Below are 19,483 nucleotides of genomic sequence, written 5' to 3'. Positions count from 1 at the left end.
GCTTTACCTTGATTCCATTAAGGGGCTTGCTTCGCAGACCATCGGCAGCAAGCTCCCTCGCCACGGGTTTTGCGGCAGTTCAGTTTTGGTGTCAAGTGATCCATCAAGTCTTCACTGATTTGCCCAATGGATCCATTGAGCCAGCTAAAACCGATACGCCGCCGGCACCTGCGCCTCGATGAATCGCTGCATGTGTTCCAGAAAGCACGCCTGCAATTTCGACAAGGGTCCCTGAATCGGCAGCAACATGCTGAAGTCCATTTCAATCGCCGGCTCGAAGGCGCGGAAGACGATGCCGTTGCCCCGGTATTCGACCGCGCTGATGGCGTCCACCAACGCAACGCCCAGGCCTTGCTCGACGAACGTGCACATGGGCTGGGAAAGCTGCGTCTCCAGGCGCAATTCACGTTCCACGCCGTGTGCGGCGAAAATCGCGTCGATATGCTGGCGAGAACCAATGGACTGCGGATAGGAGATGAATCGCTCGCCGTGCAGGTCTTGCGGCACGATCATCCGGCGATCCGTCAGACGATGGCCAGCGGGAAGGGCGCAGAGCATCCGTGTCGCCAGCAGTTTTTCAGCGCGGGGACTCGGGTAGGTGTTGGGCAGGACGATCAAGCCCAGGTCGCAACGCTGGCCCACCACCAGGTCCACGACTTCCCGCGAGGATTGCACCACCAGGGAAACCTGCACCTGGTCATGCTCGGCCATGAACGCGGCGATGGCCCGTGGCAGGAACGACAAGCCCATGGCCGGCGCGCAGGCGATGTGCAGCGATCCGCGCTTGAGGTTGCGGATGTCCTGTGCGGTCCGCGCGATGCGTTCCACGCCCAGCAGCGACCGCTGCACCTCCTGATAAAGCGTCATGGCTTCGGCGGTGGGTTGCAGCCGCCCCTTGATCCGGTCGAACAGGCTGAAGCCGATGTCTTCTTCCAGGCTGGCGATCAGCCGGGTCGCGGCGGGCTGGGAAATGTGCAGCATCTCGGCGGCGCGGGTCACCGTCTGCCCCAGGATCACTGCGCGAAAGGCTTCGAGCTGACGAAGGTTCATGGGCTTACCTATCCATAACAAAAAGACATGAGCTGGACAAAATAAAGCATTTTTCACGAGCGCGGCAGCGCCCTAGCATCTTGTCCATCAAAGCATGTGGCCGGAATAAAGGCCTGTGACCCCTGCAAGAAGCACCTCCACGGTAAAGAGCTGCCATGCAAAAAACTGATGTCATCATCGTCGGCGGTGGGTTGGTAGGTATGTCCATCGCTTATGGCCTGGCCCTGCTCGGACGCCAGGTGAGTGTGCTCGACGAGGGCGACGACGCCATACGCGCCGCCCGGGGCAACTTCGGTTTGCTCTGGGTCCAGGGCAAGGGTTTTGGGATGAGTCCTTATGCGCAATGGACCCGTGAGTCCGTGGCGCTGTGGCCACGCTTCGCCGCTGCGTTGCAGGCCGATACCGGCATCGATATCCACCTGCGCCAGCAGGGCGGTTTCCAACTGTGCCTGAGCGACGCGGAAATGGCCGAGGAGGCCGCGCGCCTTGGCTGGCTGCGCGAAGCCCTTGACGGCGATTACCCCTACGAACTGCTGGCACCGGCACAACTGCGCAGCCGTCTGCCCGGCATCGGGCCAGACGTGGTGGGCGGTTGCTTCTCGCCCATGGACGGTCATGTGAATCCGTTGAAACTGTTGCGTTCGCTCTACGCCGCATGCCAGGCCCGGGGCGTAACGTTGATTAATGGTCATCACGTCGATGCAATCGAACCCGATGCCAGTGGTTTTCGGCTACGTGCCGGCGACCAGCACTGGTCGGCCCGGCAGGTTGTCCTGGCCGCCGGCCTGGGCAATCGGAGCTTGGGTGAAATGGTTGGTCTGGATGTGCCCGTGCAACCGAACCGAGGGCAGATCCTGGTGACCGAGCGCCTCAAGCCCTTTCTCGATTACCCCACCACTTACGTGCGTCAGACCGACGAGGGCACCGTGCAATTGGGCGATTCCCATGAATCGGCAGGTTTCGACGATGGCACCGGTAGCCAGGTCATGGCTGCTATCGCGAGGCGCGCGGTGCAGTGTTTCCCGCTGTTGGGTGATGTGCGGCTGGTGCGTGCCTGGGGCGCGTTGCGGGTGATGAGCGCGGACGGGTTCCCCATCTACGAAATGCCCCAGGGCTGCCCCGGGCTGTCGGTCGTCAGTTGCCACAGTGGTGTGACGTTGGCCGCCGCTCATGCCCTGCGCCTGGCCCCGTGGATTGCCGGTGAATTCGATGACCCGGCCGTGAAGCCATTCGGCTTGCACCGCTTTAGCTCATCCGTGGAGGTGCGTCATGCTGGCTGACAGCCTTTTCAGACCTTTGGCCGCTGCGCAGCACAATGTGTTGATCGAATTCGAAGGCCAACCGTTGAGCGTGCCGGGGAATGTCTCGCTGGCGGCCGCCTTGCTCGCCAGCGGCGTCCGCCATACCCGCGAAAGCGCCATCAACGGCAGGCCCGGGGCGCCGTATTGCATGATGGGCGTGTGCTTCGAATGCCTGGTGCAGGTGGATGACCAGGCCAACGTCCAATCCTGCCTGGTGGCCGTGCGCGCCGGCATGCGCGTGCGCCGTCAATGTGGCGCCGCCAGCCTGGTAACGGGCCGGGAGCAAAGCGATGAGTAACGTCGCGATCGATCTGGTCATCATCGGCGCCGGACCTGCCGGCATGAGCGCGGCGCTCGAAGCCCGGTCCCGTGGATTGTCAGTGGTGGTACTGGACGAACAGGCCAGCCCCGGCGGGCAGATCTATCGCCAGGTCCTTCACGCCGATGCCCGCAGCCGCGCGGTCCTGGGTGAGGATTACCGCGTGGGCGCTGGATTGGCGGCGGAATTCATGCAGTGTGGAGCCCGCTATTTGCCCAACGCGGCAATCTGGCAAGTCACACCGCAGCGCGCGGTTCATTACCTGATCGACGGCCGTGCGCGAGTCTTGCAGGGGCGCCATCTGCTGATTGCCACCGGCGCCCTCGAACGGCCGATGCCAATTCCCGGCTGGACCTTGCCCGGGGTGATGACCGCCGGCGCGGGGCAGATCTTGCTCAAGAGCGCGGCGATGGTTCCGGCCGGGCCCGTGGTCCTGGCAGGTTGTGGTCCGCTGTTGTACCTGCTGGCAGTGCAGTACCTGCGGGCCGGGATCGTCATCGACGCGCTGGTCGATACCAGCCATCGGCGCGATCTCATCAAGGCCTGGCGTGAGATACCCGGGGCGCTCCGTGGTTGGCGTGACTTGCTCAAGGGGGCGGGGTTACTGGCTGAATTGAAGCGTGCCGGTATCCGCCATTTTCGCGGTGCCGCTCATTTGCGCATCGAGGGCGAGGATCGTGCCAGGGCGTTGAGTTTCGACAGTGGCGGGCGGCATCACCAGGTAGGTGCCGAGCTGATTTTGTTGCACCAGGGCGTGGTCCCTCATACGCAGGTCAGCCGGTCGCTGCGCCTGGAACATGACTGGAGCGAGTCGCAGCTGTGCTGGGTCCCGCGCCGCAATGGCTTTGGCGAAACCAGTGCTCCTGGCATCTTCATTGCCGGTGACGGCGGTGGCATCGGCGGCGCCCAGGTGGCGCGACTCGAAGGGCGGTTGGCGGCGCTGGCCGTGGCCGGATGTCAGGAGCCCGCGCGTCGCGTCCAGAAGGCATTACGCCGCGCCCGTGCGGCGCGGCCATTGATCGATGCCCTTTATCGCCCATCGACGCAGAGCTGCGTTCCCGCCGATGACGTCACGGTGTGCCGCTGCGAAGAAGTCAGCGCCGGTGATATCCGCCGTCACGTCGACCTCGGCTGCCTGGGGCCCAACCAGACCAAGGCCTTCGGCCGCTGCGGCATGGGCCCGTGCCAGGGCCGCCAGTGTGGCTTGACTGTCACGCAGATCATCGCCGCCCATCGCCGGGTTCCACCCGCCGAGGTCGGCGACTACCGCATCCGTGCGCCCCTCAAACCCATCACGCTGGCCCAACTGGCCGGCGAAAGCCACTCATTGGAGCAACTGTCATGACCATCCAACGTATCGAAAGCAACCCGCGCCTGAGCCGTAGCGTCGTGCACAACGGCGTGGCCTGGCTCAGCGGCATCGTCGCCGCCGATTGTAGCCAGGACATCGAGGGCCAGACCCGCCAGGTGCTGCAACGGGTCGATGAACTGCTCGCCGCGTCGGGTAGCGATAAACGTCGGCTGCTCAGCGTGCAAATCTGGATGAAAGACATGGGGCGCGATTTCGCCGCGATGAATGCGCTGTGGAGTGATTGGGTCGAGGCCGCGCATACCCCGGCGCGGGCCACCGCACAGGTGGTGTTCGATGACCCGCAGATCCTGCTGGAACTGATCGTCACCGCGGCGGTGTAGCACCGCCGGACCGCTGTGCTGCCGTCCCCGGGCAAGACGACCACCAGAGCCGTCGCCCGCGCTTGTTCACGTTGCTGCTGCCATAACGGACGGCTTCCCCCGGAGCGTCCGAAATCAATAACATCGCATCCGGAGCTAATGAATGAACATCAAACGCATTGCACTTAACCTGGGCATCGTCTCGTTGCTGGCGTTCGGCGCCAACCTGCAGGCCGCGCAGACTTCGTTGCGCATCGGCATCGAAGCGGCCTATCCACCGTTCGCCTCTAAAACCCCGGACAACGCCATCGTGGGTTTCGACTACGATATCGGCCAGGCCTTGTGCGCCGAGATGAAGGTCCGTTGTGAATGGAAAGAGCAGGAGTTCGATGGCTTGATCCCGGCGCTCAAAGTGAAGAAAGTCGACGCGGTGATTTCCTCCATGTCGATCACGCCGGAGCGGATGAAATCGGTCGACTTTACCGACCGTTACTACCGAATCCCGGCTCGCCTGGTGTTTCGCAAGGGCAGCGGCATCAACGCGATTCCCGCGCAGCTCAAGGGCAAACGAATCGGCGTGCAACGGGCGACCAACTTCGATCGCTACGTCACCGACAAGCTTGCCCCGGCCGGCGCCGAAGTCATCCGCTACGGTTCGCAGAACGAGATCTTCCTCGACCTGCTGGGCGGCCGTCTGGACGCGACGATGGCCAGTTCGGTCGTCATCGACGAAAGCTTGCTCAAGCGGCCGGAAGGCAAGGATTTTGAATTTGTCGGACCCAATTTCGTCGAAGAACAATACTTCGGCACGGGCATCGGTATCGCGGTGCGCAAAAACGATCCGCTGGCGAGCCGCTTCAACCGGGCCCTGGCAACCATTCGCGCCAATGGCACGTACGATCGGATTCGCCAAAAATATTTCGATTTCGATATCTACGGTGAATAATCAGCGCATTGTCTACGGCCTGTAGGCGCTGGCCGGCAGGCCTCATGTTCCATAACTCGGGGTGATTCATGAAAACCAAAGCGGTACTCACGGAACAGGACGTTGCACAACTACTGGTGGCGGCCAAGGAGCTTGCTCACCAGCGCCAATGGGCGGTGTCGGTGTGTGTGGTGGACGATGGCGGGCATCCCCTCGGGCTGCTGCGCCTGGACGGCGCGTCGCCCTTGTCGACCTACATCGCCACCGAAAAAGCCCGCACCGCCGCCATGGGACGGCGTGACAGCAAGGCCTTCGAGGACATGATCAACGGCGGCCGCCTGGCCTTCCTGAGCGCGCCGCACTTGCAGGGCATGCTCGAGGGCGGCGTGACGATCCGCCATGACGGCCAATGCATCGGCGCCATCGGGGTTTCCGGTGTGAAGGCCGAGGAAGATGCGGAGCTGGCGCGGTTGGCGGTGGAGACGGTGCTGCCGGTAATCACGCCCGATGCGTGATGCTATTTCCCCTCGATCTGCACAAATCTTCCAGACAGACGCCCGAGCAGCCGTTAATCTGCCGGAGCACATCGACTAGACGGAAAGAAACATGACAGCGCGCAACTGGATCGATCTCAAGCAGGACGCCACGTCCGGCATCGAGACCGTGCGCGCGCATTTCGAGGGGCATGCCTACGATCCGCATTGGCACGACGCCTACCTGGTGGGCGTGACGGAGCAGGGCGTGCAGCAGTTCCATTGTCGCCGACAACAACACACCAGCACGCCGGGCAAAGTGTTCCTGCTCGAGCCCGGCGAACTGCATGACGGTAACGCCCCTCACGAACACGGTTTCACCTACCGCACGTTTTATCTCGAACCGCAATGGCTGGAGCGCGAACTGCGCTCGCTGTTCGAAGAAGCGCCGGACAACGCCCGCCTGGGCTTCGCCGCAACCCTCAACGACGACGCACAACTGGCGCGCGCCACCGCCACGGCTTTCCAGAGCTTGCATGAACAGCACATCCTGATCGTGCGCCAAACCGCCCTCGACATGCTGCTGTCCAACCTCACCCAACACCTGCACTGGCGCGCGCGGATCAATCCCGACCCGCGCTTGCCGCTGGTGGCGCAGCAGGCCCGCGACTACCTGCACAGTCATTTGAGCGAGGACATCGGCCTCGACGACCTCGCGCGGGCCACCGGTGTGGATCGCTTTCGCCTGAGCCGCGCGTTCAAAACCGCTTTCGGCCTGGCGCCCCATGCTTACCTGATCCAGCTGCGCCTGGCTCGGGCGCGACGTCTGCTGGCTCGTGGCGAAAGCGCCGTGGCGGTGGCTGCGATGCTCGGTTTTGCCGACCAGAGCCACCTCGGCCGTTGGTTCCAGCGTGCCTATCGCATGAGCCCGGCGGACTATCGCAAGCGAGCACTCCGGAACCAATGAACCGGTTCATTCGCTTTGTTGCGGTACAAGGGCGGTCCAACGGGCGAGCGCCATGGCGCTTTCATTGTGGTTGCGATCAAGTGCTGTCACGGCATACATCATCCCCTCGGAACTCGACGGTGACGTATCCACCCAACACTGTTGTGTTCCCGCGCTGCGCACCGTAGCGATCAGATTTTCAGGATTGTCGATCATGACTGACTGATTGCACGCGAATCTGTAAATCGCGTAGTACACGGTCCCCTCGTCATTTCCATCCACCCATCGAAGTTCAACCCCTTGCGACGCCGTGTGGCATTCCGGCTCTATGGGTGGGGCGGGGGGCTTTGTGCCTTTCCACGGCATGGAAGGAACGAGCGCCAGGGTTGGCCATATACTTTGCTTGATCACACCTGTCGCGGGTAGCACCGCCGGGGCATGGAAGAATGACGCTCGAAAAAGAACACTTCCGTGAACGCCCTCCGATGTGAGGTTCCACAGGAGTTGGTTACCGATTTCAGTCGTGCCATTTTCCACGAGCCACTGTGGTTCCGCACTGCTGGCGACTCCTACTTTATAGAGTGCCATGCCGATATATAGATGCACACTTTTGCCGCGAACGACACTTGCCCACCAGTTCGAAATAATGTCGTACTGCACTATTCTGCGCGTCAGCGGCCAATACACTTGAGGCGCGATATAGTCGAGCAGTTCATCCAATACCCACTGTCTCGTATCGGCGAACTGCTTATCGTAGGTGGGACTGCCGGCCGTGGTATCCGACCCCTCTATATCGTCTCTTTGGTTGCGCCATACTCCTGCGGGACTGACACCGAACTTGACATGTGATTTCGAGGCTCGTATTCGCCTGGAAAGCAGGGCTATCATCTCGGTGATATTATTTCGGCGCCAATCGCCCTTGTCTTGAAAGGCATTACCATACTTCGCAAAAGTGTCCGCATCATCAAGTGGCGAGTCTGGCGTTTCGTAATAGAAATAATCATCGAGATGAACGCCATCGATGTCGTAGTTGTCGACCACTTCCATGATGCCTTGAATAACCCAATCCCTTGCCTGTGGAACCCCTGGGTCCAGCACGAATCGCTGCGCGGCGATGCGGACCCAGTCAGGATTCGAGGAGTAAACACTGACGGGCGAGGCGGGGGGCACGTTACTCAACGCCTCGACAGTGCTTTGTCTTGTATTCATGGAGACTCTGTATGGGTTGAACCATGCGTGCAGCTCCAAGTTGCGCAGGTGTGCCTGCTCGATAGCGAACTGCAATGGATCGTAACCGGGATCCTGGCCCAAAGTGCCAGTAAGATAGGCCGACCAAGGCAGTACTTGCGAACGGTAGAAGGCATCGCAAGCCGGTTTGACCTGAAAGAACACCGCATTGAGCCGCAGCTTGACTGCCTCGTCCAGCAGGTTTTTGAGTTCGTTCTTTTGTTGGTTGATGCGTGCCTGAGGATCAACAAGCGAGAGGGAGTTTTTTGATGGCCAGTCGAGATTGATTACTGTCGAGATCCACGTGCCTCGAAGATGACGCTTGATGTTAGTCAAAGTATTGCTCCCCGCAGAAAATATGATGTGTGCGGACAGGAATATAAATGAAGTAGTCAGGGTTGGTTGTTCAGCGTGCTGTCAATTTTGCGGCGAGATATTGCACGATCAAAGTATGTAACTTGGCATTGCCATATGCGTCCGGTAACATGGTTCCTCGAGTAGCTTCGAGGGTCGGTTTTTACAGTAATGCACTGAGCCCGGTGAACTAGCGCAAGCGCTGCTCAATTGTTCCAGACTCAATACGGCGGCATCGGGATGATCAGCTCTACGATCACCAATGAGAAGTCGCTCCATGGACCAGTTACTGCCGTTTGCCTTGTTTGCCTTCGTCGCCTCCATCACGCCGGGCCCGACCAATATCCTCGTACTGAGCCACAGCTCACGCTACGGCCTGGCGACCACTTGGCCGATAATCCTCGGCGCTTGCGCAGCCGCCGCCATGTTGGTGCTATTGGTGGGCACCGGGCTGGGGGACGTGCTGGCCCGGCATGGCATGGTTCAAACGGCGCTGTCATGGGCCGGCATCGCCTGGCTCAGCTGGATGGCTTGGCAGATCTACAGCGCACCGGCTGAAGCCATCGACCCGGACCGACCTGTGGACGGGCCCCGACTCGGCCTGGCGGGCGCCGCCGGGTTGCAGCTGGTGAATCCCAAGACCTGGATGATGGCGTTGGCGGTGGTCAGCGTGTTCGCCGGGTCCGAGGCCGACCGTACGGCGCGGGTGCTGTGGCTGTCCCTCGCATTCTTCGCGATTTCGATCCCCTGCATGACTGCCTGGGCCTGCTTGGGGCGTGGCGCGGCGAGGTTTTGCCGTTCCGCCGTTGCGATGGGCCGCTTCAATCGGGCCATGGCGGTGTTGCTGCTGGTCTCGGCGTGGTTGACGTTGGTTGTCTAGTCGAGAGCCGCTTAGATGGCGGCCTGACGCGAAGGGGCAACGGGTTCGCTGCACGCACCCAGGCGCCGGGTGCGATTAGCCGCGAGCCCGTGCCCCAGTCTCGCAACCCCTTGCAACGCTTCGCCGGTTTCAAAAAGCGTCCGATTTCGACAGCATCGCCCAACCCTGAGCTGAGCGTGCTCACCACTTCGAACGCTCGAACGACCCCAAGGAAGGAGGTCCATCATGTCCATTCAAACTCATGTCGCCATCATCGAGGCCAAGCTGCCCGGCTGGTTGAAGCGAGCCGCGCGCCCTCATCAGACGCGCTTGAAAGCCCTCATGAAGCAGTTACAGAGCGACAGCGACGCACTCAACGCGTTGGTTGCCGACCTGCCGAAACCAGCGGTTTTCGCAACCAACCTGCTGCAAGCCGAGCCACAGATACAACGCTGGATTGCTGTAAACGGCTTTGGCACGGCTGTCGATGCGGTGCGCAGGGCAAGGGTGAGTCGCACCCACTACATCCGTGACCCCGCCCTGACGGTGGTGAAAGCCGCGATGCAAAATTTCCCGCCCGCCGATGCTGTGACAGGCAGCGACTTCGATAAGGACGGCGTGCTCTACATTCAAGGTCGCAGCCTGGAGTTCCTGGACGCCGAAGAACGATCGGATACCGCGGCATTGCCCATGTCACCCGCCGAATTTGCGCGTCTTTGTCGCCGGATCAACGCAGGCGGGGCTTACCGACAGGTGCTCGAAAGCAGGTTGCCGCACCTCGGCGCCGAAGTCCCCGCCATTGCGCATGTCTACATGAGCTATGCACGCAGCCGTCTCGCCTACGATGCCTATGAAGCGAAGCTGGACGGGCGCCTGGATGAAACCGGCGAGCGGATGCTGGCCCACGTCGGTGTGCACCTGGAAGAGCGACCTGCCGTGCCGCTGGCTTGCGAGGTCAAGTCCCTTGAGCTGCTGTCGGTGCCGTTGTTCGGTGCACGAGTTTACTGGGGCGTGCAAGGCAACGCCGAAGGCGTTCGGCCAGTCGTCCTGCACATGCCCCATGATGCGGTGGCGCCCCTCAAGCAATTCAAAAGCCTGCAAGCCATGTCTGCCGAGCTGATCGAACGGGTACGTAAACGCAGTTATCGCCAGAGCCTGATGCATTACTTCCCGTTGCGCTTGCAGGCCTCGTTGGGGACCGCGTTGCACGATCAGGTGGAATGGCGGGTGGATGCCCACCCTAACGTGATGCAGGAGATCTACGGCCGCATCACCGGCTGGCGCGAGGGTGAGCGGGGCGAGGACGGGACGCGGGAACGCATCCGGGTGCCGATGCCAAAGGTTGCCTGGGGCCTGGGTGATCTGCGCGAGCAGCCCTGGCCCGCTTGCTATCGCGAGTGGCGCGGCCATGTATTGGCCAACGCGGCTACGCTGATGGTTCCCACCGAGGAGAAGGACTGGCAGGCGCGGATGGCGCGGTTTGCCTACTGGGAAAGCCTTGCCGAGCGTGCGTTGATGGTCACGGCCATGCTGTTCCCCTTCTACGCACCGGTTGGCATGACTGCGGCGGCGGTCGGGGGCGCGCAGATGGTGTATGAGATTTTTGAAGGCATCCAGGCGTTCAACGAAGGCCAGGCCCAGGAGGGCATCGACCATATCTTCAATGTCTTGTTCGGGATCGCCCAAGGTGCCTATCTGGGATTCGTGGGCGGGACCCTCGAGCCGATGTCCGCCCATGACGGTAGCACGCGCTTGTGGAACGGCGATGTGCGTAGTTTCCGGGCGCAAGGCGTGCCGCCGGCAGAAGCCGAACAGGACGCGTGGGGCGTCTGGCGCACACCGGAGCAGGCCTGGGTTCGAATCGACGATGACTACTTCGAAGTCCAGGGAGCCGGCGACGCGCTCGACCTGCGCTTGCCTGCCGACCATCGTGGTATCCGACCGCCCCTGAAGTGGAACCGTGCCCGTGGTTGGCAGTGGGCCCATCGCGATCCGATGCAGCAGGGCAACCTGGAGCTGCTGCGATCCTTCGCCGAAACACCCTCCGAGCTGGATGACCAGACAATCCTCTCATTGCAGCGCCAGACAGGTATCAACGAGGAACATCTACGCTATTTGCAGGTCGAGGGCCAGCCATTGCCGGCAATACTCGCCGACAGTCTGGATGACGCGAGGAACTGGCAGGACCTGAAACAGGCCGTCGCGCGACTGCGCCGCAATGAGTCGATGGGGGGCGCGCACTTTCGGATCGTCCAGACCCTTGTCGATCTTCCAGGCTGGCCGAGAGGCGCCACGCTGCGCTACGACGATGGCGTCAGGGTCTACCCCATTGGGCGTGCGGGCGACGTGCGGTTTATCCGATTGACCAGCACAGATTTGCAGAGCGATGCCTGGGCCAACTATGTGCTCTCGAATTTGGGCAGGGAAGAACAGACCGAGATACTCGGGCAACGCAGCATCGGCCTGCGCCCAGCAGAGCGTAGTCGGCTGTTGGCGGACCGCTGGGCCGACCTGTTGGAGCGCAACGCGGCACGGGTGACCGATGGCATGCGTCGCGGTGTCGCGCTGGATCCGTTGGCCGCGCCGATCAAGCGTGCTTTTCCCGGTATGCCGGAGTCCATCGCCAACGAGCTTGCCCGTCAAACGACGGGGGTTGAACGGTTGCGCTTGGTCCAAGGGCGTGTGGCCGGGGACTTGGGTGACCAATGCGCCGAAGCGTTGCGTGAGTTGCGCCTGACCCGCGCGCTGGGCGCATTGGAACGCGGTGAAAGCACCGGCGACCGGGATCGCCTGGTCATGGGCCTGCTCGACCAGTCGCCGCTGGCAAAGGGGCGTTTGCATCTTCGCCTGTGGTCGCGGGAACTCCGGACTCCGCTTGAGCTGGAAGGAGAAGGGCCGATGAAGACCATCCGCCAGGAAGGTGAGCGATACCAGCCTTTCGATGAACAAGGTGAAGAACTGGCGGGCCCTCTCCCGTTGGAGGAAGCGCTGCTCAGGGCCATGCCCGATGACGCGCGCAAGGCGCTCGGCCTGGATATATGGGAAGCGACGAAGCTGCGCACCCGTTTGGTTGACCAGGCCTTGGATGATCGGCAGGCACTCCGTGGTTTCCTACAGATGAAGCGCATCGGTGATGACGGGCCCGGCCTGCAATCGCTCAACGGCCGCATGGGTTACCCGCTCAGCGGGCGTGGACGCCTTCCTCTATCGGCGTGGCGCAACGGCCTGGACCATCGGATCGAACAGCTTTATCCCGGTCATGCCGGTGATGCCATGGTCCAGCTTCGGCTGGATCTGAGCCAGCAGGCGAGGCGGGCGGGCACGACGCTGGAGGCGTTGGTCGACCGGCTGCAAGCCCAGTGGGCAGCACTTGACCAAGAGCTGCATCACTGGGAATCCCATGGAGACGTGCATCACCCCGCCGAAAATCTGCTCGACCCGCAGGCGCGGGCCGAGCAGCGCAGGATCGTCGGCGGGGAAATCCGCCGTGCCTGGCGACGCACCCCGGTTCCGGGCCAGGAGGGGAGCGAGGTGCGGTTGAAGCTGTCGGGGCACTACCTCGGCCGATTACCGACCATCAGCGCAAATTTCGAGCACATCGAAGAGTTGATGTTGACGAATCTGAGCCTGGATGAGGACCCATCTGATTTCCTCCGGTTGTTTCCCAACATCGATACCTTGCACCTGCGGGGCAACCAGCTGAATACGATACCCGTGGCTGCCGGCGAGTTGCGCGGGCTGCTGGAGTTGTCAATGAAAGACAATCCCTTGTTGATGACCGCCGATGTCTTCGTACCTCTGCTTGGCGGCGATTCGGCGAGCAACCTGCATATCCTGAACCTGTCGGGAGTCAGCAGTGGGGTAGGGCCGTCGATGAATGCCGCCACGGTCGAGGCCATTGGTCGCCTCGCCGAGCTGCCTTCGCTGCAGGACCTGGTATGGGCTGATAATCTGCATTTCACTCCCGAGCAGCTCCGAGCCATCGCCGCCTTGCCGGAGCTGCGCATCTTGAACCTGTCGCGCTGTGGCCTGAGGCTCGATGAGGAAGGCAGCGCATTCCTGCGCACGGCGACCGGGCTGGAGGAGCTCGCCTTGAACGGCAACAATTGCACCCATCTGCCAAGCCTGCCCGAGCTCAGACTGTTGCGGGACCTGGGACTGGCCAATACCGGGCTCGATACGGTGCCCCCGGCGGCCCTGGCGATGCTGTCCAATCCATCCGCCGCGCATATCACCCTCGACCTCATGAATAATCGGATCAGCAATATCCAGGATGACCTGCTGCCTCTATTGGGCGGTGAGCCAACACCTGATGTGCTGGCAATACTCCTTCAGAACAATCCGTTGCCGAGCGCCCAGATCCAAGCGCTTCGCGTCTTGCGACCGGAGGCCTTTCGCTACACGGCCGATGATTGGTTGGAGGGCTTTGACTCTTTTCGAGGCTCCCTGGAGGCGGCGCGCGATGAGCCCGGGAGCAGGCGTTTCATTGACTGGTTTTCAGTCCGGATGACCAGCGATATCAACAGTGCCGACCCGGGGCTGCCGTCCAATGCTCGTTCCAGGGGAGCCGCCGTGCTTCAGCATTACACGAATTTCGAGGACATCTATGCCGAGCTTCCGAGCCGACTGACAGACTTTGATCCACAACTGGCAGCGCTGCGCAGCCGGTTGCAGGCGCGCATCCTGGACAGGGTATCGCCTGATTTGTCAGAGCTTGAAGTGCACATATCCATGTTCATTACGGTACAGCGCGCCCGCCTTTTGAATGAACCAGTGCCTTTTGCCAGTTTCATGAGAATTCAATACGACTTCTGGAATTACTCGCTATCGCTCAGGCCGCTCACTGTTGCCGAGCGTGCCGCACTGATGAGCCGGGAGGCGTTCATCGACTGGCTTTGCACGGCCCAGGACATTTTCAACGATGCTGATCAAGTCGCTCGCGTAGGGGAAACCACTTGGCGGCCGTACCTTGGTCTGATGTCCCGGGACTGGACTGAAGGAGCGGCCATTTGGGAAAACGTGGACGAGAAGCTGTCGGATGCCTTCAGCGAACCGGTGGATCCGGCCGGCTGGCCGCAAGCGCTGCTGGACAACCTCAGCCATCCGGCCGCCGATCTACCGAGTGCCTGGGAGCACGCTCCGGTGGATGGCCAGATGGTTTGGCGCCGAGCGAACCTGGAGGCCGTGAACGATGTGGAGTGGACTGCTGGCCAGCCGGTGGCACTCAATGATGATCAGTTCCGGCGCACCATGGCGATCTACCGCTCAGTGAGGACTCGGGAGATCGACACCTTGGTTCGTCGCGTGACTACCGATCTGGTCGATCCATGGTGGCCGTTGCGGCCTCAATAGCGTCCATACCCTTGCCTGAGGCCTGTCGTCTGAATACCAGGGCCTTAAGGCCACAGGCCGGGTCAGCGTCTGGAAACTCCGGGGGATTGGCCAGCCGCTCTGCAAATAACAGCCCCGGCGCTTCGCGCATGACACCGTCGATGAGGAAGTCCGGGCCGGTGGCCGGATCGTTGCTGCAAGCCAGGACGGTTCCGGCAGGCGTCAACAGTTCCGGCAGGCGGCGCAGTACACGCTGATAGTCCTTAGTCAGCAGAAAGCTGCCTTTCTGGAAAGTGGGTGGATCGATGATGACAAGGTCGTACGGCCCGTTGTTGATGACCTTGCCCCAGGACTTGAACAAGTCGTGGCCGAGGAAACTGACCTGGCCCAGGTCATGGCCATTCAACCGGTGATTGTCGCGTCCACGGCTCAAGGCCGCGCGGGACATGTCCAGGTTGACCACGTGGTGCGCACCGCCGGCAATGGCCGCTACCGAAAAACCGCAGGTGTAGGCGAAGAGGTTCAGCACCCGCTTGCCAGAGGCATTGACCCGCACCCAGTCGCGCCCGTAGCGCATGTCGAGGAACAGGCCGTTGTTCTGCTTCCTTCCCAGATCGATTCGGTAGCGCAGGCCGCCTTCGGTCAGGGTCCATTCATCGATCGGTTCGCCTACCAGCCACTGGGTGAGACTGTCGGGCAGGTATCGATACTGCACGGCGAGGGTATGGGCGCCGCTGTGTTGCCAGGCGGGCGAGGCGGCGAGGGCGCGCAGCATGGTGAACAAGTCATCCAGTTGCGTTGGATCGGGCTCCTTGAACAGCGAAACCAGCACCACGCCTTGCAGCCAGTCGACAGTGATTTGCTCCAGCCCTGGCCAGCAGCGCCCGCGGCCGTGGAATAGGCGACGGGTTTCGTCGGGCACCGATCCCAGCGCCGTCGACAAGTGGCTCTGCAATGTTTGAAGGGCTTGAGGATTCATCAGGAAAAACGCCAGCGACTCGAAAGGCCGGCATTTTAACCACCGGCGAACCGGGTGCAATCCCTGTGGCGAGCAAGCTTGCTCGCGCTTGAGTGCGAAACGCTCACACGATTGGGGCTGCTGCTAGCCGCCGCTGGTCGCCAGGATGCTCGCCACCTGTTGCGGCTGGCAATTGAGATAGGCCGAACGCTTGAGCCACGCCGGGTCGGGGTACCAGGAAAACATGAATTGCCCACCCTTGAGCTTGTCGATCACCTGGCGCGCCACTTGCGGGCGTACGGCGGGGCAGCCGAGGCTGCGGCCGATGCGACCCTGGCGCGCGCTCCACAGCGGATTCACATAATCGGCGGCGTGGATCACGATCGCCCGGTCCCGGGCCAGGTCGTTGAAACCGGGTTCGAGGCCGTCCATGCGCAGGGAGTAGCCATGGGCGCCCTGGTAGCTTTCCTGGGTACGGAACAACCCGAGGCTGGACTGATAACTGCCCAGGCGATTGGAGAACTGCGTGGCGAAGTTTTCCCCGGATTTCTGCCCGTGGGCCACCAGGTCGCGCAGCACCAGCTTTTTCTGGCGCAGGTCGAAAATCCATAGCCGGCGGGCCGTGGACGGTTGCGAATAGTCGATCACCGCCAGGTGGCGGGCCTGTCCAGCGCCGTTGGCAACTGCGCACTGCATCGCACTCAGGGCACTTTTCAGCGCCTGGGGATTGAGTTCCGGCGCGGCGTGGGCGAGGCTGTTGTAAAGAGGCTGGGTCTTGGGCTTTTCGGCCAGCGCGGGGCTGCACACGACGCCCAGGCTGGTCAGGACCAGGCAAAGTCGGCGCAAGTAGGCCGATACAGGCGAAAACAGCTTATGGTGGCGTTCGTTTGCGGCATCCCGTCCGGTTTCGTTTGTCTGCATGATGGCGGGTCGTACCTGTCGCAAAATTCACCGTCAACGAGACGGCCATGGATTGGAGTAAAGCAGTTGTTTAAAAAGCCCGCATGTTACCTGAGCCTTTTATTGCTCGTTGCGCCATTGGTCGCTACGGCCGATGACGGCGATCCGGGGCAGGCGCAAACCACGCTGGCGCAGCTGTCGGTCAACTGCCCTGAGTTGGCTGCAAGCGTTGATTTTCCGACAGTCATGAGCTTGCAGTCCCTGTACCAGCAAAACGCAGGCCAGGCGATCTGGATGGATGATGAGCGGTTACAGGCGCTACAAATCCAATTGCAACAACTGGCGGATGATGGAATGGATCCGGCCCGCTACAGCCTACCGGGCCAGGGCGCCTATTCGAATGCGGCCTGTACCGACATCGCCATCAGCCAACGCTACCTGCAAGCCCTGCATGATCTGCGCTTCGGTTATCTGCCACAGAACCGCCTGGAGCCGATCTGGAAAGCCAATCCGCAAGCGCCGGATCGTCGATCCATGGTGCTGCACTTCGCCATCGCGGGCCTGCACAATCCGGTAGAGGCTTTCGAACTGGCTCGGCCGAGCCTGACGCTCTATCGCAACCTGCGCGAGCTTTACGTCCGGCAGCGGCAGCAACCCCTGGCGGACTGGCAATCGGTGCCCGGTGGTCCGCTTTTGCAGCCAGACAAGCGCGACGCCCGCGTCCCGGCACTCGCCCGGCGCTTGTTCAACGAAGGCTACCTGAGCGTGCCGCCACTCGATGCCGATGAGCATTACAGCCCGGGCCTCGTGGACGCGATGAAGAATTTCCAACTTGACCATTCGCTGCAAGCAGATGGGGTAGTAGGCCCCTGGACCGTCTCCGAGCTCAACATCAGCCCGGCCATGCGTCGCGAGCAGTTGCGCATCAACCTGGAGCGCATGCGTTGGTTGGCCCAGGACCTGGAGCCGGACAGCGTGCTGGTCAACGTGGCGGCGGCGCAACTGACGGTTTACCAGGGCGGCGCTCCAGTGTGGCAAACCCGCACCCAGGTGGGGCGTGCCGAACGCCAGACGCCGCTGATCAAATCGCGTATCACCCGCCTGACGCTGAACCCCACCTGGACGATCCCGCCGACCATCATGCGCGAGGACAAACTGCCCGAAATCCGTCGCGACCCGGAATTTCTCACTCGGCACAATCTCCGTGTGCTCGATCGGGACGGCTTGCCGGTGGCAGCGGAGAGTATCGACTGGGAGCACCCCGGCGATCTCATGCTGCGCCAGGATGCCGGCTCGAAGAATCCCTTGGGCAAACTGGTCGTGCGCTTTCCCAACCCGTTTTCCGTGTACCTGCACGACACGCCCAGCCAGGCTTTGTTCAGCAAAGGCCCGCGGGCCTTCAGCTCTGGCTGTGTGCGCATCGAGCAGGTCATGCACATGCGGGACTTGCTCGTAACCCCGGCCGAACGCAAGCGGACCGACACGCTGCTGGCAAGCGAGCTGACCCATGAATTCAGGCTGGCCAAGCCCGTGCCGATCCTGCTGGGCTATTGGACAGTGCAAGCGGACAGCCAGGGCCGGGCGGTGTATATCGCGGATATCTACCAACGTGATATCGCCCTGTCTGCCGCTGACCGCCGTGCGCTCTGAGCACAGGGGGCTCAGGCGCAGGCCGCTTCGCCCGTTACATGGACTGTCTCGTCAGTTGTCGAAAAGAGCCGTTGGCCAAGGGCCTCTGCCGTTTGCAGATGCAGCTTCGGATCGAGGCTTTCCGATTCGAGCAATCTGTCGGAGCTCACGACGTGGGCGCCGCAGTAGTCGAAGATGCCGTGTTCGATTTGCGAGACCATCGCCTTGTCGTAGCCGTGGCGTTCGAAACTGCCGGCATCTGCGCCGCCGACGCCCACCAAATGAACCCGCAGCCGCTGGAGTTTCTGGACAAATGGTTGACCGGGGATGTAATCGAACGCCCAGCCGTTGGAAAATACCCGGTCGATCCATCCCTTGAGCAATGCCGGCATCGACCACCAGTAGATCGGGTACACCACGACCAATGCGTCGGCACGGTCGATCCGGGCCTGCTCGGCCAGAACATCGGCGGGCGGTGCTGCAACGCGGCGATGAACCGCACCGTCGGCGTAATCAAAGCGTGGGTCGAATCCTTCGGCCGCCAAATCGGCTATCTCGAACGTATCCGTCGGATTGGCTTGATTGATCCCGTTGCCAATGGCTTGGGCGAGGGCATGGGTCAAAGAACCCGGGTTATGGTGTGCAACAACGATAACGGCATGCATATGGATTTCCTCTGGTATCGCGCATTAACAAGCGCGTATGATCAGCTAAGTTACTGAACGTAAGTTACCGTTGGTATAGTTAACATGTCAACCCACGAAGAAAATGGGCGCCCCGGCGCTGCCCCCCGGCGGCGGCTATCGCGCGCCGACAGGCAGCGGCAGCTGTTGGAAGTTGCCTGGCGCATGGTGCGCGAAGAAGGCAGCGAGGCGCTGACCCTGGGCCGCCTGGCGGAACAGGCTGGCGTGACCAAACCCATCGTCTACAACCACTTCATCACGCGATCAGGGCTACTGGCCGCGCTTTATCAGGATTTCGATGTCCGTCAGACCGCGTTGATAGGTGCCGCGATCGACGCCAGCGAGCCGGATCTGGAAAGCCGCGCGCAGGTGATTGCTTGCTCGTTTGTGGATTGCGTGCTGCTTCAGGGAAGGGACATACCGGGCGTCAGCGCGGCGCTGAGCGGCACGCCTGAACTTGAGTCCATAAAAAGGGAATGTGAACGAAGCTTCCTGGAAAAATGCCGATCAGTCCTCGAACCCTTCGCCGGAACCGGACGCCTTTCCCAAGCGAGCCTGCGGGCGATGCTGGGGGCGGCGGAGGCGTTGTCCGATGCGGCGGCCAATGCAGAGGTCAGCGCGGAGGAGGCCAAGCGGGAGTTGTTCCTGACCATCGTTGCGATGGTCGAGCGGGCTGCCGGAAATGCCTCAAACTGAACCGCTATCGCGAGCAGGCTCGCTTTCAAAGTCTTGTGAACGGAACAACCCCATGTGGGAGCGAGCCCGCTCGCGATGGCGGCAACACATTCAACCTCTCTCCAAGGATTCTCCACCAAGAAAAAACGAACCCCAGGCTCGTTTTTCGGTTCTTAACTGAT

General features: G+C 61.7%; 16 protein-coding genes. 11 read left to right on the top strand and 5 right to left on the bottom strand.

What is annotated here, in order from left to right; translation table 11 throughout:
* Window positions 1-144: 144 nt before the first annotated feature.
* Window positions 145-1,050 carry a LysR substrate-binding domain-containing protein gene (locus J3P81_RS12745; protein ID WP_420763910.1) on the bottom strand — a complete coding sequence of 302 codons (906 nt, stop codon included), beginning with the start codon at window positions 1,048-1,050 and terminating at the stop codon, window positions 145-147.
* 155 nt (window positions 1,051-1,205) lie between these two features.
* Here J3P81_RS12745 and J3P81_RS12740 point away from each other — a divergent pair, with 155 nt between their 5' ends.
* The 7 genes from J3P81_RS12740 to J3P81_RS12710 all read left to right on the top strand — a co-directional run bounded on the left by J3P81_RS12740 (window position 1,206) and on the right by J3P81_RS12710 (window position 6,706).
* Window positions 1,206-2,330: an NAD(P)/FAD-dependent oxidoreductase gene (locus J3P81_RS12740; protein WP_434558852.1), complete on the top strand. Its 1,125-nt coding sequence runs from the start codon at window positions 1,206-1,208 to the stop codon at window positions 2,328-2,330.
* On the top strand, window positions 2,320-2,649 hold the full coding sequence (locus tag J3P81_RS12735; protein ID WP_420763912.1) for a (2Fe-2S)-binding protein: 330 nt from the start codon (window positions 2,320-2,322) through the stop codon (window positions 2,647-2,649). Before J3P81_RS12740 ends, J3P81_RS12735 begins: the two co-directional genes overlap by 11 nt.
* Window positions 2,642-4,015, top strand: a complete 1,374-nt coding sequence (locus J3P81_RS12730) for an FAD-dependent oxidoreductase (RefSeq protein WP_434558850.1) — start codon at window positions 2,642-2,644, stop codon at window positions 4,013-4,015. Before J3P81_RS12735 ends, J3P81_RS12730 begins: the two co-directional genes overlap by 8 nt.
* Window positions 4,012-4,362 carry a RidA family protein gene (locus tag J3P81_RS12725; RefSeq protein WP_434558848.1) on the top strand — a complete coding sequence of 117 codons (351 nt, stop codon included), beginning with the start codon at window positions 4,012-4,014 and terminating at the stop codon, window positions 4,360-4,362. Before J3P81_RS12730 ends, J3P81_RS12725 begins: the two co-directional genes overlap by 4 nt.
* 142 nt (window positions 4,363-4,504) lie before the next feature.
* A complete protein-coding gene (locus J3P81_RS12720; protein ID WP_420763915.1) occupies window positions 4,505-5,287 on the top strand; it encodes an ABC transporter substrate-binding protein in 783 nt (260 codons plus the stop codon).
* 68 nt (window positions 5,288-5,355) lie between these two features.
* The gene (locus J3P81_RS12715) at window positions 5,356-5,781 is read left to right on the top strand and encodes a GlcG/HbpS family heme-binding protein (RefSeq protein WP_420763916.1); all 426 of its coding nucleotides are present in this window, start codon (window positions 5,356-5,358) and stop codon (window positions 5,779-5,781) included.
* Between the two features lie 91 nt (window positions 5,782-5,872).
* Complete coding sequence (locus J3P81_RS12710; protein ID WP_434558846.1) at window positions 5,873-6,706, top strand: AraC family transcriptional regulator; 834 nt, start codon at window positions 5,873-5,875, stop codon at window positions 6,704-6,706.
* 6 nt (window positions 6,707-6,712) lie between these two features.
* Here the strand turns inward: J3P81_RS12710 and J3P81_RS12705 are convergent, their stop codons facing one another.
* Complete coding sequence (locus J3P81_RS12705; protein ID WP_434558844.1) at window positions 6,713-8,248, bottom strand: glycoside hydrolase family 10 protein; 1,536 nt, start codon at window positions 8,246-8,248, stop codon at window positions 6,713-6,715.
* A gap of 295 nt (window positions 8,249-8,543) precedes the next feature.
* Here J3P81_RS12705 and J3P81_RS12700 point away from each other — a divergent pair, with 295 nt between their 5' ends.
* The gene (locus J3P81_RS12700) at window positions 8,544-9,146 is read left to right on the top strand and encodes a LysE family translocator (RefSeq protein WP_434558842.1); all 603 of its coding nucleotides are present in this window, start codon (window positions 8,544-8,546) and stop codon (window positions 9,144-9,146) included.
* A 225-nt stretch (window positions 9,147-9,371) separates the two neighbouring features.
* Window positions 9,372-14,477 (top strand): dermonecrotic toxin domain-containing protein, encoded by a 5,106-nt coding sequence (locus J3P81_RS12695; RefSeq protein ID WP_434558840.1) that lies wholly within the window; start codon window positions 9,372-9,374, stop codon window positions 14,475-14,477.
* Here the strand turns inward: J3P81_RS12695 and J3P81_RS12690 are convergent.
* Together J3P81_RS12690 and J3P81_RS12685 are read right to left on the bottom strand one after the other, a co-directional pair.
* Complete coding sequence (locus tag J3P81_RS12690) at window positions 14,434-15,435, bottom strand: class I SAM-dependent methyltransferase (protein ID WP_434558838.1); 1,002 nt, start codon at window positions 15,433-15,435, stop codon at window positions 14,434-14,436. The two genes, J3P81_RS12695 and J3P81_RS12690, sit on opposite strands and share 44 nt — an antisense overlap.
* Window positions 15,436-15,558: 123 nt before the next feature.
* Window positions 15,559-16,239 carry a murein L,D-transpeptidase catalytic domain family protein gene (locus tag J3P81_RS12685; protein WP_434564106.1) on the bottom strand — a complete coding sequence of 227 codons (681 nt, stop codon included), beginning with the start codon at window positions 16,237-16,239 and terminating at the stop codon, window positions 15,559-15,561.
* Between the two features lie 162 nt (window positions 16,240-16,401).
* Between J3P81_RS12685 and J3P81_RS12680 the strand changes: the two genes are divergently transcribed.
* A complete protein-coding gene (locus J3P81_RS12680) occupies window positions 16,402-17,964 on the top strand; it encodes a L,D-transpeptidase family protein (protein ID WP_434558836.1) in 1,563 nt (520 codons plus the stop codon).
* 11 nt (window positions 17,965-17,975) lie between these two features.
* Here J3P81_RS12680 and J3P81_RS12675 read toward each other — a convergent pair whose 3' ends face one another.
* The gene (locus J3P81_RS12675; protein WP_434558834.1) at window positions 17,976-18,608 is read right to left on the bottom strand and encodes an NAD(P)H-dependent oxidoreductase; all 633 of its coding nucleotides are present in this window, start codon (window positions 18,606-18,608) and stop codon (window positions 17,976-17,978) included.
* An 84-nt stretch (window positions 18,609-18,692) separates the two neighbouring features.
* Between J3P81_RS12675 and J3P81_RS12670 the strand changes: the two genes are divergently transcribed.
* Window positions 18,693-19,322 (top strand): TetR/AcrR family transcriptional regulator, encoded by a 630-nt coding sequence (locus J3P81_RS12670; RefSeq protein WP_434558832.1) that lies wholly within the window; start codon window positions 18,693-18,695, stop codon window positions 19,320-19,322.
* The last annotated feature ends 161 nt before the right edge of the window (window positions 19,323-19,483 follow it).

Origin of the sequence: Pseudomonas sp. R1-6 (assembly GCF_051132115.1) — a bacterium.
Classification (GTDB): Bacteria; Pseudomonadota; Gammaproteobacteria; order Pseudomonadales; family Pseudomonadaceae; genus Aquipseudomonas.
The sequence above is the reverse complement of the archived record's forward strand: the minus strand, read 5'-3'. Positions and strand labels throughout refer to the sequence as shown.

Bases quoted from the DNA above. Each gene is read 5' to 3' on its own strand.
- J3P81_RS12745 (WP_420763910.1), bottom strand. From the start codon at position 1,050: ATGAACCTTCGTCAGCTCGAAGCCTTTCGCGCAGTGATCCTGGGGCAG.
- J3P81_RS12740 (WP_434558852.1), top strand. From the start codon at position 1,206: ATGCAAAAAACTGATGTCATCATCGTCGGCGGTGGGTTGGTAGGTATG.
- J3P81_RS12735 (WP_420763912.1), top strand. From the start codon at position 2,320: ATGCTGGCTGACAGCCTTTTCAGACCTTTGGCCGCTGCGCAGCACAAT.
- J3P81_RS12730 (WP_434558850.1), top strand. From the start codon at position 2,642: ATGAGTAACGTCGCGATCGATCTGGTCATCATCGGCGCCGGACCTGCC.
- J3P81_RS12725 (WP_434558848.1), top strand. From the start codon at position 4,012: ATGACCATCCAACGTATCGAAAGCAACCCGCGCCTGAGCCGTAGCGTC.
- J3P81_RS12720 (WP_420763915.1), top strand. From the start codon at position 4,505: ATGAACATCAAACGCATTGCACTTAACCTGGGCATCGTCTCGTTGCTG.
- J3P81_RS12715 (WP_420763916.1), top strand. From the start codon at position 5,356: ATGAAAACCAAAGCGGTACTCACGGAACAGGACGTTGCACAACTACTG.
- J3P81_RS12710 (WP_434558846.1), top strand. From the start codon at position 5,873: ATGACAGCGCGCAACTGGATCGATCTCAAGCAGGACGCCACGTCCGGC.
- J3P81_RS12700 (WP_434558842.1), top strand. From the start codon at position 8,544: ATGGACCAGTTACTGCCGTTTGCCTTGTTTGCCTTCGTCGCCTCCATC.
- J3P81_RS12695 (WP_434558840.1), top strand. From the start codon at position 9,372: ATGTCCATTCAAACTCATGTCGCCATCATCGAGGCCAAGCTGCCCGGC.
- J3P81_RS12690 (WP_434558838.1), bottom strand. From the start codon at position 15,435: ATGAATCCTCAAGCCCTTCAAACATTGCAGAGCCACTTGTCGACGGCG.
- J3P81_RS12675 (WP_434558834.1), bottom strand. From the start codon at position 18,608: ATGCATGCCGTTATCGTTGTTGCACACCATAACCCGGGTTCTTTGACC.
- J3P81_RS12670 (WP_434558832.1), top strand. From the start codon at position 18,693: ATGTCAACCCACGAAGAAAATGGGCGCCCCGGCGCTGCCCCCCGGCGG.